The 14688-nt window shown below is 72.1% G+C and carries 13 protein-coding genes; 1 reads left to right on the top strand and 12 read right to left on the bottom strand.

Annotated elements, in window-relative coordinates:
* Positions 1 to 6 precede the first annotated feature (6 nt).
* From ADK60_RS04265 to pyrR, 7 genes are all read right to left on the bottom strand, one after another.
* Complete coding sequence (locus ADK60_RS04265; protein WP_045938339.1) at positions 7 to 1119, bottom strand: quinone-dependent dihydroorotate dehydrogenase; 1113 nt, start codon at positions 1117 to 1119, stop codon at positions 7 to 9.
* Between the two features lie 66 nt (positions 1120 to 1185).
* Complete coding sequence (carB, locus tag ADK60_RS04260; protein ID WP_053643333.1) at positions 1186 to 4497, bottom strand: carbamoyl-phosphate synthase large subunit; 3312 nt, start codon at positions 4495 to 4497, stop codon at positions 1186 to 1188.
* Positions 4490 to 5680, bottom strand: coding sequence for a glutamine-hydrolyzing carbamoyl-phosphate synthase small subunit (carA, locus tag ADK60_RS04255; protein WP_053643331.1), 1191 nt, complete (start codon positions 5678 to 5680; stop codon positions 4490 to 4492). Before carA ends, carB begins: the two co-directional genes overlap by 8 nt.
* Positions 5677 to 6291, bottom strand: coding sequence for a PH-like domain-containing protein (locus ADK60_RS04250; protein WP_045938337.1), 615 nt, complete (start codon positions 6289 to 6291; stop codon positions 5677 to 5679). Before ADK60_RS04250 ends, carA begins: the two co-directional genes overlap by 4 nt.
* Positions 6288 to 7592, bottom strand: a complete 1305-nt coding sequence (locus ADK60_RS04245; RefSeq protein ID WP_053643340.1) for a dihydroorotase — start codon at positions 7590 to 7592, stop codon at positions 6288 to 6290. The genes ADK60_RS04250 and ADK60_RS04245 overlap by 4 nt, the downstream gene beginning before the upstream one ends.
* A 26-nt stretch (positions 7593 to 7618) precedes the next feature.
* On the bottom strand, positions 7619 to 8596 hold the full coding sequence (locus ADK60_RS04240; protein ID WP_053643328.1) for an aspartate carbamoyltransferase catalytic subunit: 978 nt from the start codon (positions 8594 to 8596) through the stop codon (positions 7619 to 7621).
* A gap of 5 nt (positions 8597 to 8601) precedes the next feature.
* The gene (gene pyrR / locus ADK60_RS04235; RefSeq protein ID WP_030396069.1) at positions 8602 to 9225 is read right to left on the bottom strand and encodes a bifunctional pyr operon transcriptional regulator/uracil phosphoribosyltransferase PyrR; all 624 of its coding nucleotides are present in this window, start codon (positions 9223 to 9225) and stop codon (positions 8602 to 8604) included.
* 330 nt (positions 9226 to 9555) lie between these two features.
* Here pyrR and bldD point away from each other — a divergent pair, with 330 nt between their 5' ends.
* Positions 9556 to 10059: a transcriptional regulator BldD gene (gene bldD / locus ADK60_RS04230; protein WP_030300254.1), complete on the top strand. Its 504-nt coding sequence runs from the start codon at positions 9556 to 9558 to the stop codon at positions 10057 to 10059.
* A 155-nt stretch (positions 10060 to 10214) separates the two neighbouring features.
* On the opposite strand, the gene ADK60_RS04225 is transcribed toward bldD, so the two are convergent.
* The 5 genes from ADK60_RS04225 to ADK60_RS04205 form a co-directional block, all read right to left on the bottom strand.
* The gene (locus tag ADK60_RS04225) at positions 10215 to 11135 is read right to left on the bottom strand and encodes a DUF8829 domain-containing protein (protein ID WP_053643326.1); all 921 of its coding nucleotides are present in this window, start codon (positions 11133 to 11135) and stop codon (positions 10215 to 10217) included.
* A gap of 334 nt (positions 11136 to 11469) precedes the next feature.
* Positions 11470 to 12309: a thioesterase family protein gene (locus ADK60_RS04220; RefSeq protein WP_053643324.1), complete on the bottom strand. Its 840-nt coding sequence runs from the start codon at positions 12307 to 12309 to the stop codon at positions 11470 to 11472.
* Between the two features lie 159 nt (positions 12310 to 12468).
* Positions 12469 to 12906 (bottom strand): transcription antitermination factor NusB, encoded by a 438-nt coding sequence (gene nusB, locus ADK60_RS04215; protein WP_030396066.1) that lies wholly within the window; start codon positions 12904 to 12906, stop codon positions 12469 to 12471.
* A 4-nt stretch (positions 12907 to 12910) separates the two neighbouring features.
* Complete coding sequence (gene efp / locus ADK60_RS04210) at positions 12911 to 13474, bottom strand: elongation factor P (RefSeq protein ID WP_030396065.1); 564 nt, start codon at positions 13472 to 13474, stop codon at positions 12911 to 12913.
* A 66-nt stretch (positions 13475 to 13540) separates the two neighbouring features.
* A complete protein-coding gene (locus tag ADK60_RS04205; RefSeq protein ID WP_053643322.1) occupies positions 13541 to 14647 on the bottom strand; it encodes a M24 family metallopeptidase in 1107 nt (368 codons plus the stop codon).
* Positions 14648 to 14688: the final 41 nt, after the last annotated feature.

Here is a 14688-nt window from a genome sequence, read left to right as displayed (position 1 = left end):
AGGGGTTCAGGCGGCCGTGCGGTCGTCGACCGCGCTGCCGACGGCCGCGGCCAGGCTGCGGAAGCCGCCGGCCCGCAGGCGCGCCGACAGGCCCTTGTGGACGCGCCGGCACCAGAGCGGGCCCTCGTAGATGAAGGCGCTGTAGCCCTGCACCAGGTCGGCGCCGTGGACGATCCGCTGCCAGGCGTCCTCGGCGGTCTCGATGCCGCCGACCGACACCAGCGTCAGCCGGCCGCCGGTGCGGGCGCGCAGCCGCTGGAGGACCACCAGCGCGCGCTCCTTGAGCGGGGCGCCGGACAGGCCGCCCATGCCGATCTCCGCGACCCGGGCGGCGTCGCTGCGCAGGCCCTCGCGGCCGATCGTGGTGTTGGTCGCGATGATGCCGTCCAGGCCCAGCTCCAGGGCCAGGTCGGCGACCTCGTCGATGTCCTCGTCCGCCAGGTCGGGGGCGATCTTGACCAGCAGCGGCACATGGTGCGGGGTGGTCCGGTCGGCGGCCTCGCGCACGGCGCTCAGCAGCGGGCGCAGGTGCTCGACGGCCTGGAGGTTGCGCAGCCCGGGGGTGTTCGGCGAGCTGACGTTGACCACCAGGTAGTCGGCGAAGCGGGCGAGCCGCTCGGTGGACTTCACGTAGTCGGCGACCGCGTCGGCCTCCTCGACCAGCTTGGTCTTGCCGATGTTGACGCCGACGACCGGGGTGGAGCTGGTGTGCGGGCGCGCGGCCAGCCGGGCGGCGACCCGGGCCGAGCCCTGGTTGTTGAAGCCCATCCGGTTGATCAGCGCGCGGTCCTCGACCAGCCGGAACAGCCGCGGCTGCGGGTTGCCGGGCTGCGCCTCGCCGGTGACGGTGCCGATCTCGACGTAGTCGAAGCCGAGCATCGACAGGCCGTCGATGCCGACCCCGTTCTTGTCGAAGCCGGCCGCCAGGCCGAACGGTCCCGGCAGGGCGAGGCCGAGGGCGTCGGTGCGCAGCGCCCGGTCGCGCGGGGCGAGCACCAGCCGGACGAGGCCGCGCAGGCCGGGCACCGAGGAGGCCAGCCGGATCCAGAAGAAGGCCAGGTGGTGGGCCTTCTCGGGGTCCATCTTCTTGAACACGAGGTCGAACAGCAGCTTGTACACAAGATCCTCCCAGGGCATGGAAGTGGGGGGCACCCGGCGGTACTGGTGCCCCCCACTGCGGTGGTGCTAGTTGGCGCGGCCGGCGTTGATCAGCTCGGCGTGCTCCTGGAGCGACATGACGCCGACCTCGTCGCGCAGCAGCCGGTCGATGCCCTGGACGGCGGCGCCCATGGCCTGCACGGTGGTCAGGCAGGGCACCGCGCGGGCGACGGCGGCGGTGCGGATCTCGTAGCCGTCGAGGCGGCCGCCGGTGCCGTACGGCGTGTTGATGATGAGGTCGACCTCACCGTCGTGGATCAGCTGGACGATGGTCCGCTCGCCGTTCGGGCCCTCGCCCTCGCTGTGCTTGCGCACCAGCGTCGACGGGATGCCGCCGCGCTGGAGCACCTCGGCGGTGCCGGCGGTGGCGAGCACCTCGAAGCCCAGGCTGACCAGCGCGCGGGCCGGGAAGACCAGGTTGCGCTTGTCCCGGTTGGCGACCGAGACGAAGACCTTGCCCTTGGTCGGCAGCGCGCCGTAGGCGCCGGCCTGGGCCTTCGCGTAGGCGGTGCCGAACACCCGGTCCAGGCCCATGACCTCGCCGGTGGAGCGCATCTCCGGGCCGAGCACGGTGTCCACGCCGCGACCGTGCACGTCGCGGAAGCGGCTCCACGGCATCACGGCCTCCTTGACCGCGATCGGGGCGTCCGCCGGCAGGGTGCCGCCGTCGCCCTCGGCCGGGAGCATGCCCTCGGCGCGCAGCTCGGCGATGGTGGCGCCGAGCGAGACCCGGGCGGCGGCCTTGGCCAGCGGCACCGCGGTCGCCTTGGAGGTGAACGGCACGGTGCGCGAGGCGCGCGGGTTGGCCTCCAGGACGTACAGGATGTCGCCGGAGAGCGCGAACTGGATGTTGATCAGACCGCGCACCCCGACGCCGCGGGCGATGGCCTCGGTGGAGGCGCGCAGCCGCTTGATGTCGTACCCGCCGAGGGTGATCGGCGGCAGGGCGCAGGCGGAGTCGCCGGAGTGGATGCCGGCCTCCTCGATGTGCTCCATGACGCCGCCGAGGTAGAGCTCGGTGCCGTCGTAGAGGGCGTCGACGTCGATCTCCACCGCGTCGTCGAGGAAGCGGTCGATCAGCACCGGGTGCTCGGAGATCAGACCGGCGTGCCGCTCCAGGTAGGAGGCGAGCGACTCCTCGTCGTAGACGATCTCCATGCCGCGTCCGCCGAGCACGTAGGACGGGCGGGCGAGCACCGGGTAGCCGATCTCGTCGGCGAGGGCCTTGGCCTCCGCGAAGGAGAAGGCGGTGCCGTGCTTGGGGGCGGGCAGGCCCGCGTCGCGCAGCACCCGGCCGAAGGCGCCGCGCTCCTCGGCCAGGTCGATGGCCTCCGGCTGGGTGCCGACGATCGGCACGCCGTTGTCCTTGAGCGCCTGGGCCAGGCCGAGCGGGGTCTGGCCGCCGAGCTGGACGATCACACCGGCGAGCGGTCCGGCCTGCTTCTCGGCGTGGACGATCTCCAGCACGTCCTCCAGGGTGAGCGGCTCGAAGTAGAGCCGGTCGGAGGTGTCGTAGTCGGTGGAGACGGTCTCCGGGTTGCAGTTGACCATGACGGTCTCGTACCCGGCGTCGGCGAGCGCGAAGGAGGCGTGCACGCAGGAGTAGTCGAACTCGATGCCCTGGCCGATGCGGTTCGGGCCGGAGCCGAGGATGATCACCGCGGGCTTGGTGCGCGGGGCGACCTCGTTCTCCTCGTCGTAGGACGAGTAGAAGTACGGGGTCCTGGCCGCGAACTCCGCCGCGCAGGTGTCGACGGTCTTGAACACCGGGCGGATGCCCAGCGCGTGCCGGACCTCGCGGACCACGTCCGGGCGCAGGCCGCGGATCTCGCCGACCTGGTGGTCGGAGAAGCCGTGCCGCTTGGCGTGGCGCAGCAGCTCGGGGGTGAGCTCGGGGGCCTCGGCCAGCTCGGTGGCGATCTCGTCGAGCAGGAAGAGCTGGTCGACGAACCACGGGTCGATCTTGGTGGACTCGAACACCTCGTCCGGGGTGGCCCCGGCCCGGATGGCCTGCATCACGGTGTTGATCCGGCCGTCCGTCGGCACGACCGCCTTGGCCAGCAGCTCGGCCTTGTCGCCCACCGGGCCGATCCAGGTGAACTGGGAGCCCTTCTTCTCCAGCGAGCGCAGCGCCTTCTGCAGCGCCTCGGGGAAGTTGCGGCCCATGGCCATCGCCTCGCCGACCGACTTCATGGTGGTGGTGAGGGTGGCGTCGGCGCTCGGGAACTTCTCGAACGCGAACCGGGGCACCTTGACCACGACGTAGTCGAGGGCCGGCTCGAAGGAGGCCGGGGTCTGCTCGGTGATGTCGTTGGGGATCTCGTCGAGGGTGTAGCCGACGGCGAGCTTGGCGGCGATCTTGGCGATCGGGAAGCCGGTCGCCTTGGAGGCCAGCGCCGAGGAGCGGGACACCCGCGGGTTCATCTCGATGACGATGACCCGGCCGTCGTCGGGGTTGACGGCGAACTGGATGTTGCAGCCGCCGGTGTCGACGCCGACCTCGCGGATCACGGCGATGCCGATGTCGCGCAGGATCTGGTACTCGCGGTCGGTGAGCGTCATCGCCGGGGCGACGGTGATCGAGTCACCGGTGTGCACGCCCATCGGGTCGAAGTTCTCGATCGAGCAGACGACCACGACGTTGTCGTTCTTGTCGCGCATCAGCTCGAGCTCGTACTCCTTCCAGCCGAGGATGGACTCCTCCAGGAGCACCTCGGTGGTCGGGGAGAGCGTCAGGCCCTGGCCGGCGATGCGGCGCAGCTCGTCCTCGTCGTGGGCGAAGCCGGAGCCGGCGCCGCCCATGGTGAAGGAGGGGCGGACGACGACCGGGTAGCCGCCCAGGGTGTCGACCCCGGCGAGCACCTCGTCCATGGTGTGGCAGATGACCGAGCGGGCGGACTCGCCGTGGCCGATCTTGGCGTTGACCGCCTCGACCACGCCCTTGAACAGCTCGCGGTCCTCGCCCTTGTTGATCGCCTCGACGTCGGCGCCGATCAGCTCGACGCCGTACTTCTCCAGCGTGCCGGCGCTGTGCAGGGAGATCGCGGTGTTGAGCGCGGTCTGGCCGCCCAGGGTGGGCAGCAGGGCGTCGGGGCGCTCCTTGGCGATGATCTTCTCGACGAACTCCGGGGTGATCGGCTCGACGTAGGTGGCGTCGGCGATCTCCGGGTCGGTCATGATCGTCGCCGGGTTGGAGTTCACCAGGACGACCCGCAGGCCCTCGGCCTTGAGGACGCGACACGCCTGCGTGCCCGAGTAGTCGAACTCGGCGGCCTGGCCGATCACGATCGGGCCGGACCCGATGACCAGGACGGACTTGATGTCAGTGCGCTTAGGCACGCGGGCCCTCCATGTGGTTCACGCTGTGCTGGTCGTCGCCTCGCATGAGCTCGACGAAACGGTCGAAGAGGTAGGCCGCGTCGTGCGGGCCGGCAGCCGCTTCGGGGTGGTACTGCACGCTGAAGGCGGGCACGTCGAGCGCCTGGAGGCCCTCCACCACGTCGTCGTTCAGGCAGACGTGGGAGACCTCGACCCGCCCGTACGGGGTGTCGCTGACCTTGTCCAGCGGCGCGTTCACGGCGAAGCCGTGGTTGTGGGCGGTCACCTCGACCTTGCCGGTGGTGCGGTCCTGCACCGGCTGGTTGATGCCGCGGTGGCCGTACTTGAGCTTGTAGGTGCCGAAGCCCAGCGCGCGGCCGAGGATCTGGTTGCCGAAGCAGATCCCGAAGAACGGGGTCTTCCGCTCCAGCACGCCCTGCGCCACGGCGACCTGGTGGTCGGCGGTCGCCGGGTCGCCCGGACCGTTGGAGAAGAACACGCCGTCGGGGTTGACGGCGTAGACGTCCTCGATCGTCGCGTTGGCGGGCAGCACGTGCACCTCGATGCCGCGCTCGGCCATCCGCTGCGGGGTCATCGCCTTGATGCCGAGGTCCAGGGCGGCGACGGTGAAGCGCTTCTCACCGATCGCGGGCACCACGTACGGCTCGGTGGTGGCGACCTCGGCGCACAGGTCGGCGCCCTTCATCTCGGGCGAGGACTGCACCTTGGCGAGCAGCGCGGCCGGGTCGGCCAGGGCCTCGCCGGAGAAGATGCCGCAGCGCATGGCACCGCGCTCGCGCAGGTGGCGGGTGAGCGCCCGGGTGTCGATGCCGCTGATGCCGACGATGCCCTGGTTCACCAGCTCCTCGTCCAGCGAGCGGCGGGAGCGCCAGTTGGAGGCGACCCGGGCGGGGTCGCGGACGACGTACCCGGCGACCCAGATCTGCTTGGACTCGTCGTCCTCGTCGTTCCAGCCGGTGTTGCCGATCTGCGGGGCGGTCATCACGACCACCTGGCGGTGGTACGAGGGGTCGGTGAGGGTCTCCTGGTAGCCGGACATGCCGGTGTTGAAGACGGCCTCGCCGTAGGTCTCGCCGGTCGCGCCGTAGGCCTGGCCCCGGAAGGTCCGGCCGTCCTCCAGGACGAGCACAGCGGGCACACGCTCCCGCCGTTGGCGCTGCGTGGTGGGGGCAGGTGCGGTCATGACGCGGCCTCTTCCGTCTTCTTCGTCGTCGTACGTGTTGCGAGCTGAGCGACCGCCTCGACCCAGGCGGTGTGCTCGTCGGGGTGGTCGAACCGGAACCCGGAGTCCACGTCGGTGCCCGTGGAGGTCCCCCCGGCCGAAGGCCCGGGGAGCGTCCAGGTGACGACGAGGAGCCCGGACGGGACGACCTTGCCGGCGATCCCGGAGTCCGTCCGGGCACCGATCAGGTGCTCGGCGGGGATCCAGAAGTCGACGTCACCCGGGCGCTGCACCAGCAGGCCGTTCTCGCCGAGGGTCAGATCGGCGCGGCTGCGGGTGCCCAGGCCGTGCGCGACGACCCGGTCGAGCCAGTTCCCGGCGGTGGTGGTGCCGTGGTACCGGCCGCTGCTCTCCAGGATGGTCCGGCCGGCGCGCTCCGGCACGGCGGGGAGCGGCGGGATCCCGGACTGCAGGGTGCGGCGCCAGTTCCAGCCCTGGCGCATCAGCCAGTACACGAGGCCGATGATCAGCAGCAGGCCGACCGTCCAGCCGATGTACCCGGGCCAGTTGGCGACCCTGGCCTGCTCCTGGGCCAGCAGCGCCGCGGCGCCGCCGCCGTTCGTGGAGCTCACGCGAGGCCGCCCTGCTCGACCAGCTCGCCGGCCAGCACCGTGGCGGTGCCGCGCAGGAAGGTGGCGTGCACCCGTCCGGGCAGGTCGAGGCCCTTGTAAGGGGTGTTGCGGGAGCGGGTGGCGAAGCTGTCGGGGTTCACGGCACCACGGTACGCGGGATCGAACAGCACCAGGTTTGCGGGCTCACCCACCGAGACCGGCCGGCCCTGCCCCGCGAGGCGGCCGATCCGGGCCGGGCGGTGCGACATCCGGTCGGCGACGCCCTCCCAGTTCAGCAGGCCGGTGTCGACCATGGTCTGCTGCACCACGGACAGCGCGGTCTCCAGGCCGACCATGCCCATCGCGGCCACGGCCCACTCGCAGTCCTTGTCCTCGGCCGGGTGCGGCGCGTGGTCGGTGGCGACGGCGTCGATGGTGCCGTCCGCCAGCGCCTTGCGCAGCGCCTGGACGTCCTCGGCGGTGCGCAGCGGCGGGTTGACCTTGTACACCGGGTCGTAGGAGCGGACCAGCTCGTCGGTCAGCAGCAGGTGGTGCGGGGTGACCTCGGCGGTGACGTCCCAGCCCTTGGCCTTGGCCCAGCGGACGATCTCGACCGAGCCGGCGGTGGAGACGTGGCAGATGTGCAGCCGGGAGCCGACGTGCGCGGCGAGCAGCACGTCCCGGGCGATGATCGCCTCCTCCGCGACGGCCGGCCAGCCGCCGAGGCCGAGCTCGCCGGAGACCTGGCCCTCGTTCATCTGGGCGCCCTCGGTCAGCCGCGGCTCCTGCGCGTGCTGGGCGACGACACCGTCGAAGGCCTTCACGTACTCCAGCGCGCGGCGCATCATCACCGCGTCGTCGACGCACTTGCCGTCGTCGGAGAAGACCCGGACGCCGGCGGCGGACTCGTGCATGGCGCCCAGCTCGGCGAGCTTCTTGCCCTCCAGGCCGACGGTGACGGCGCCGACCGGCTGGACGTCGCAGTAGCCGGACTCCTGGCCCAGCCGCCAGACCTGCTCGACCACACCGGCGGTGTCGGCCACCGGGAAGGTGTTGGCCATCGCGTGGACGGCGGTGAAGCCGCCCTTGGCGGCGGCGCGGGTGCCGGTGAGGACGGTCTCGGCGTCCTCCCGGCCGGGCTCGCGCAGGTGGGTGTGCAGGTCGACCAGGCCGGGCAGGACGATCAGCCCGGTGGCGTCGATCTCGATGTCCGCGGTGGCGTCCAGGGCGGTGCCGATCGCCGCGATCGCACCGTCGACGAGGTGGAGGTCCTGCGGAGCGCCGCCGAGGATCTGGGCGTTGCGGATCAGGTAGGTGACCATGGCGGTGGTTCGCTCGCTTCGCTCGTTCACTGGGCGTTCTCCACGGAGTCGGTGCGGGGGGTGTCGGTGAGGGTGGCTCCGCCGAGCAGCAGGTAGAGCACGGCCATCCGGACGGAGACGCCGTTGGCGACCTGCTCGACCACGGTGCAGCGCGGCGAGTCGGCGACCTCGGCGGTGATCTCCATGCCGCGGACCATCGGGCCGGGGTGCATGACGATGGCGTGCTCGGGCAGCCGGGCCATCCGCGGGCCGTCCACGCCGTAGCGGCGGGTGTACTCGCGCTCGGTGGGGAAGAACGCGGCGTTCATCCGCTCGCGCTGGACCCGGAGCATCATCAGCGCGTCGGTCTTCGGGAGCACGCTCTCCAGGTCGTAGCTGACCTCGCAGGGCCAGTTCTCGATCCCGATCGGCAGCAGGGTCGGCGGGGCGACGAAGGTCACCTGGGCGCCGAGCGTGGTGAGCAGGTGGACGTTCGAGCGGGCCACCCGGCTGTGCAGGATGTCGCCGACGATGGTCACCCGCCGCCCGGCCAGGTCGTTGCCCGCGCCCGGGTTGAGGTGGCGGCGCATGGTGAAGGCGTCGAGCAGGGCCTGGGTGGGGTGCTCGTGGGTGCCGTCACCGGCGTTGATGACGCTGCCGTGCAGCCAGTCGGACTGGGCCAGCCGGGCCGGCGCGCCGGAGGCGTGGTGCCGGACGACGACCGCGTCGGCGCCCATCGCCTGGAGGGTCAGGGCGGTGTCCTTGAGGCTCTCGCCCTTGGAGACCGAGGAGCCCTTGGCGGAGAAGTTGATGACGTCCGCGGAGAGCCGCTTCTCGGCGACCTCGAAGGAGGTCTTGGTGCGGGTCGAGTCCTCGAAGAAGAGGTTGACGACGGTGCGGCCGCGGAGGGTGGGGAGCTTCTTGACCGCCCGGCCGGACAGCTGGGCGAGTTCCTCGGCGGTGTCCAGGATGAGCAGCGCGTCGTCGCGGGTGAGATCGGCGGCTGACACGAGGTGGCGCTTCACGCGGGTTACTCCGGGAGGTGCGATTCGGTGGCCTGAGCGGCCAGGGCCTGGGAGGAGCGCGCCGCGAAGTCGCGGTCGCCGACGAGCACGGCGTCGACGCCGTCGCGGTCGGACAGGCGCACCTGGACGGCCTCGCGCAGCGAGGTGGGGAGGTTCTTGCCCACGTAGTCGGCGCGGATCGGCAGCTCGCGGTGGCCGCGGTCGACGAGGACGGCGAGCTGCACGGCGCGCGGGCGGCCGATGTCGTTGAGGGCGTCGAGCGCGGCACGGATGGTGCGGCCGGAGAAGAGCACGTCGTCGACGAGGACGACCAGCCGGCCGTCGATGCCGCCGGGCGGGATCTCGGTGTGCTCCAGGGCGCGGGCGGGCTTCAGCCGCAGATCGTCCCGGTACATCGTGATGTCCAGGGTGCCGAGCGGGATGTCCTGGTCGGTGATCTGGGCGAGCCTGGCGTGCAGCCGCCGGGCGAGGTGGACACCCCTGGTGTGGATGCCCAGCAGCACGACGTCCTCGGCGCCCTTGGCGCGCTCGACGATCTCGTGCGCTATCCGGGTGATGACCCGGGCGATGTCCGTGCCGTCCAGCACTTGGTGCGGCGGCCTCGGTGCGGATTCCTGGTGTGCGGTCATGCCGAAGCGGACCTCCTTCCCCGCCTCACGGGACGGGTCTTAAAGGATGTCGGGAGACCCCCGCCGACCTGCGGCGCGGGCTCCGGTCATCCTACCAGCGTGATTCTGCGGCCAACCGACGGCCATCGTTCCGCTTCCCCTGGTTCACGTGCCGGACGCACCCCTGATGCGGCCCATTCGCACGACTGCCCCATTCGGCTTGACGCAACTACCTCACTCTACGTAACCTCACAGTGAGTTACGAGACGGACGTCGAACCCACCGGTAACGGCGTCGGCAATCGCCCGTGACCCACCACTGAACGCGAAGCAATCTCGTCCGGGGAGATCAATGTCCAGCGACTACGCGAAGCAGCTCGGAGGCAAGCTCCGAGCCATCCGCACCCAGCAGGGACTCTCCCTGCACGGTGTCGAGGAGAAGTCCCAGGGGCGCTGGAAGGCAGTCGTCGTCGGCTCGTACGAGCGTGGAGACCGTGCGGTCACCGTGCAGCGTCTGGCCGAACTGGCGGAGTTCTACGGGGTCCCGGTACAGGAGCTGCTGCCCGGCGGTACGCCCGGCGGCGCGGCCGAGCCGCCGCCGCGCCTGGTCCTCGACCTGGAGAGACTGACCCAGGTCCCGTCCGAGAAGGCCGGCCCGCTGCAGCGCTACGCGGCGACCATCCAGAGCCAGCGCGGCGACTACAACGGCAAGGTGCTGTCGATCCGCCAGGACGACCTGCGCACCCTGGCCGTGATCTACGACCAGTCGCCGTCGATCCTCACCGAGCAGCTCATCTCCTGGGGCGTGCTCAACCCCGACGCGCGCCGTGCGGTGCGCGAGGAGGAGACGGGCTGAGTCCCGGCCCCTCGGTTCCCGGCTCCCCGGTTCGCGGCCCACGAAACGGGAGCGGGAACGGCGAACACCAGCAGAAACGTCACGGCGCGGCACCCCGTACAGGGTGCCGCGCCGCGGCGTTCCCGGGCGGCCCTCCCGGCGGCCCGCCCCGGCTTTCAGCAGACCGTCTCCAGCCGGTAGCCCGGCTCGGCCGCCACGCCGTCCAGCCGCACCGGACCGGCCGCGGGCGTCCACACCCGCCCCTCGCTGGCCCAGGCCCAGGCGGTCGGCCGGTACTCCCCGCAGGCCGCCGCCGAGCCCTGCGCGCCGTGCAGCACCGCGAGACCGGGCAGCCCCCGGGCCAGCCCGGCGCAGAGCACCGCGCAGAGCAGTTCGAGGTCCTCGTCGTTGATCCGCACCACGCCGTCCTCCCACTGGAGCACCCGGGCCGCCGCGGTCAGCCGCCCGCCGGGGGCGTCCACCGACAGCCGCAGCTCGTAGACGCCGCTGCCGGCCCCCAGCAGCATCCGGCGGAACACCTCGGCGCCCTGCTCGTAGGCGCCGCGCACGGCCTCGTCGCGCTCACCGTGGAGGCGGCCGTCGAGCAGCAGGTCGGCGTGCCGCAGGGTCAGCCCGTTCTCCCGGGCCCGGACCAGCCGGGGCAGGAAGTCGCCGACCAGCTCCTCGCCCTGATAGGCCAACAGCTGGGTGCGCAGCGGCGGGTTGACCAGGTAGCGCTCGCGGGCGGCCGGCTCCGCCGGGTCGAGGCCGTGCAGCAGACAGAACTCGGCGAAGTCCTGCGGGTGGAACATCCGCGCCCGGACGGTGTCGAACCGCCGCCGGGCGTCGGCGAGCAGTTCGGCGGTCTCGGCGAGGTACCGCTCGTGGTCCGGGGCGTCCGACAGCTGCCAGGCGCGGGCCTCCTCGAAGTCCGCCGCGCTGGTGAGCACCCCGATCACGAACGCCTGGCCGGCCCCCTCGGACCGCTGCCGCTCGCAGCCCTCGGCCCGCTCGGCGGCGGCGCGCGGACGGACCCGGGGGCGGTGGCCGGCGGCGGTGCAGTCGGGGGTGCGGCGGGCGCGGCCGTTGCGGCTCATCGGGGCTCCTCGGACGGGGCGGGCGGGTCGGCGGCGGGTGCACCGCCGACCCTTGTCCTCCCCCGCCCCGCGTGGCGCACACGTACGACGTGTCACAGGAATGTAACCGAGGGTGAATCGGATGTTTGGAGTCACGCACGGTTGTGCGCCCGGGCGGTCGCGCCCCGCGCATCCGCCCCGCGCGAGGCGCCGTCGTCACACCCCGTGCCCACCCGCTCACACCGTTTCAGCCACTCACGCCCGCGCACACCCCTGAACGAGCGCCCCCGCTTCGAGGCCCCACATACGAGCGGGCGACTCCCGCCCCGAGACCCCTCCCCCACAACCGGGCGAATTACCTCGGCACGCGCGCGAGTTGCCGGGACTGGGCGACCAGGCGGCCGGTCTCGTCCCAGACCTCGGCATCCTCCTCGAAGTACCCGCCCGCCACGTTCCGGGTCGCGTGCACGACCCGCAGCCAGCCCGGGGCGGGCTTGGCCCGCAGATGCACCGTCAGCTCCACGGTCGGCGCCCAGCCCGGCATCCCGAGGTCGAAGGTGACCGGCGGCAGCGCGTCGGCGACCAGCAGGAGCAGCAGCGGGTCGGGCTCGCGGCCGTCGGCGAGCCGGAACCAGCCCTGGATCCGGCCGGTGCCGGACGGCTGGCCGAGCGCCCAGCCGATGGTCGCCGGGTCGAGCCGCATGTCGAACCGCTCCAGCAGCGCGGCCTGCGCGATCAGCTCCTTGGGCGCGTGCTCGACGCCGATGCACTGGTCCGGCGGCGGCAGCTGCGGCGGGGTGGCGCTGGTCCGCACCTCGCCGTCGTGGGTGGCGAGGTCGCCGTGGGTGGCGAGCACCCGGAGCCGTTCCACGCCGCCCTGGCTGAGCGCGGCGGTGCCGGTGGAGAGCGTGCGGCCGGTGCGGACCACCTCGGTGTGCACGGTGGCCGGCCCGGGGGTGGCGGCGGAGAGGTAGTAGCCGCTGATCGACACCGGGTCGGTGTGGTCGGCGCTCTCCGGGCGGGCCGTGTGCGCGAGCGAGAGCGCGTGGCCGGCGACGGCCAGCAGCAGTCCGCCGTTGACGCCGCCGCCGATCTGCCACCCGGCGCCGAGTTCGCCGTCGTAGCGGCCGGGCTCGTCCGGGTGCGGGGTGAGGGCGATGCCCTGATCGAACTCGCTGCGGATCGCCGTGGTCATGGGGGGTGGCCTGCCCTTCACTACGGGGTCACCGGCGGGCGTGGGCCGCCGGAGCACCAGGTTACTGACGAGTAGGACCACCATACGCCGACCGGGTGAACATGCCGAACGGCCGCCGGACCGTTTCCGGTCCGACGGCCGTCGGTACAGGTGCGCGCCTCAGCGGCGGATGCTCGGCTTGAGCTCCATGAAGCGGGCCAGCAGGCCGTTGACGAACGCCGGGGAGTCGTCGGTGGAGTACTCCTTGGCGATCTCCACCGCCTCGTCGACGACGACCGCGTCCGGGACGCTGTCCTCCCAGATCAGCTCGTAGGCACCGAGCCGCAGGACGTTGCGGTCCGCGATCGGCATCCGGTCGAGCGTCCAGCCGACGGCGTACTGCGAGATCAGCTCATCGATCCGGCGGGCGTACTGGACGTACCCCTCCACCAGCTCCATGGTGTACTCGCCGACCTGAGGGGTGCCCTCGTCCGGCTTGGGCTCCCGGGCCCGGGCCACCCAGTCGGCGAGGACCGTCAGCGGGTCGACCCCACGGTGGTCGGCCTCGAACAGGATCTGGAAGGCTCGCGTGCGGGCCTTGGTGCGTGCGGACGACACGGACTTACTTCACCCGGCCGAGGTAGCTGCCGTCGCGGGTGTCGACCTTGACCTTCTCGCCGGTGGTCACGAAGAGCGGGACCTGGATCTCGGCGCCGGTCTCCAGCGTGGCCGGCTTGGTGCCACCGGTGGAGCGGTCGCCCTGGACGCCCGGCTCGGTCTCGGCGATGACCAGCTCGACCGCGGCCGGGAGCTCGATGTACAGCACCGCGCCCTCGTTCACGGCGACGAGCGCGTCGAAGCCCTCGAGCAGGTACTTGGCGGCGTCACCGACGACGACCGGCTCGATGGTCAGCTGGTCGAAGGTGTCCATGTCCATGAACACGTAGTTCTCGCCGTCCTTGTACGAGAACTGCATGGTGCGCTTGTCGACGTTCGCAGTCTCGACCTTGGTGCCGGCGTTGAAGGTCTTGTCGACGACCTTGCCCGTCAGGACCTCCTTGAGCTTGGTGCGCACGAAGGCCGGGCCCTTGCCGGGCTTGACGTGCTGGAACTCGACGACGGACCAGAGCTTCCCGCCGTCCAGCTTGAGAACCATGCCGTTCTTGAGATCGTTCGTGGAAGCCACGGGCGCACTAACTCCTGGATATAGCTGTCAAGGAACCAAGGGGTCGCGTCCTGGGACACACCTGTGTCACAGGGCGAGGAGCTCCTTGGTGGTGATGGTGAGCAGCTCGGGCCCGCCCTCCTCAAGGGGGCGAACGACGAGCGTGTCCTCGATCCGGACCCCGCCGCGTCCCGGGAGGTGGACTCCCGGGCCGACAGTGACCGGCACGCGGCTGTCCAGTTTACCCATGTCCGTGGGGCCGAGACGCGGTGCCTCCCGGATCTCCAGCCCGATGCCGTGGCCGACCGGGTGCGGAGAGGTCTCCGTGTGCCCGGCGGACTGCAGAATCTCCCGCGCCGCCTGGTCGGGCACATGCTGCTCGACCCCCGGGCCGAGCGCCTCCCGGCCGGCCCGCTGGGCCCGGAACACCAGCCGGTGCAGTTCGACCTGCCAGGGGGCCGGGGCCGCGCCGATCACGAAGGTCCGGGCGGTCGAGACCCCGTAGCCCCGGTACCGGGCGCCGAGCACCACGGTCAGGAAGTCGCCCTCCTCGACCCGGCGGTCGGTGGGCTGGTGCGCCTGCTGGCCGGAGTGGCTGCCGGTGCCGACCGAGACCGGGAAGGCCGCGCGGTCCGCGCCGTGGTCGATCATCCGGCGCTCCAGCTCCATCGCCAGGTGCCGCTCGGTCCGGCCGACCAGGATCGACTCCAGCAGCTCGCCGAGCGCCTGGTCGGCGATCTCCGCGGCGATCCGCAGATCGGCGATCTCGTACTCGTCCTTGACCACCCGCAGCCGCTCGACCGCCTGTCCGACGTCCGCCAGCCGGGTGCCCTCGACCAGCCCGGCCACGGCGCGGTGCCGGGTGACCGTCAGATCGTGCTCCTCCACCGCCAGCCCGGCCACCCGCAGTCCCGCCGCGGCGCCGGCCGCGGCCAGCGCGGTGTCCGCCCCGGCCGCCACCTCCAGCCGGGTCACCTCGGGCGAGATCAGGTGCTCCCCGGCGTCGTCCGGCGGCAGGTCGTCGGGCAGCGCCAGCAGCGCCCGGTCCCGGGTCAGCAGCAGGGTCGCCCCGCACGGCGGACACCCGGTGAGGTACCGCACGTTCGCCGCCCGGGTGATCAGCGCCGCGTCGGTCCCGGACGCACCGCAGTGCTCCCGCAACCGCTCCCGCCGGCCCGCGTACGCATCAGCCATGCGTCGAGCCTACGAACCCCGCCCCCGATCCGCCCGCCGAA

Origin of the sequence: Streptomyces sp. XY431, assembly GCF_001279805.1 — a bacterium.
In the GTDB taxonomy this organism is placed as follows: domain Bacteria; phylum Actinomycetota; class Actinomycetes; order Streptomycetales; family Streptomycetaceae; genus Kitasatospora; species Kitasatospora purpeofusca.
The sequence above is the reverse complement of the archived record's forward strand: the minus strand, read 5'-3'. Positions and strand labels throughout refer to the sequence as shown.

Excerpts from the sequence above, each read along its gene's own strand:
- carA (WP_053643331.1), bottom strand. The coding sequence starts at position 5,680 with ATGACCGCACCTGCCCCCACCACGCAGCGCCAACGGCGGGAGCGTGTG.
- ADK60_RS04245 (WP_053643340.1), bottom strand. The coding sequence starts at position 7,592 with ATGGTCACCTACCTGATCCGCAACGCCCAGATCCTCGGCGGCGCTCCG.
- bldD (WP_030300254.1), top strand. The coding sequence starts at position 9,556 with ATGTCCAGCGACTACGCGAAGCAGCTCGGAGGCAAGCTCCGAGCCATC.
- ADK60_RS04220 (WP_053643324.1), bottom strand. The coding sequence starts at position 12,309 with ATGACCACGGCGATCCGCAGCGAGTTCGATCAGGGCATCGCCCTCACC.
- ADK60_RS04225 (WP_053643326.1), bottom strand. The coding sequence starts at position 11,135 with ATGAGCCGCAACGGCCGCGCCCGCCGCACCCCCGACTGCACCGCCGCC.
- pyrR (WP_030396069.1), bottom strand. The coding sequence starts at position 9,225 with ATGACCGCACACCAGGAATCCGCACCGAGGCCGCCGCACCAAGTGCTG.
- ADK60_RS04205 (WP_053643322.1), bottom strand. The coding sequence starts at position 14,647 with ATGGCTGATGCGTACGCGGGCCGGCGGGAGCGGTTGCGGGAGCACTGC.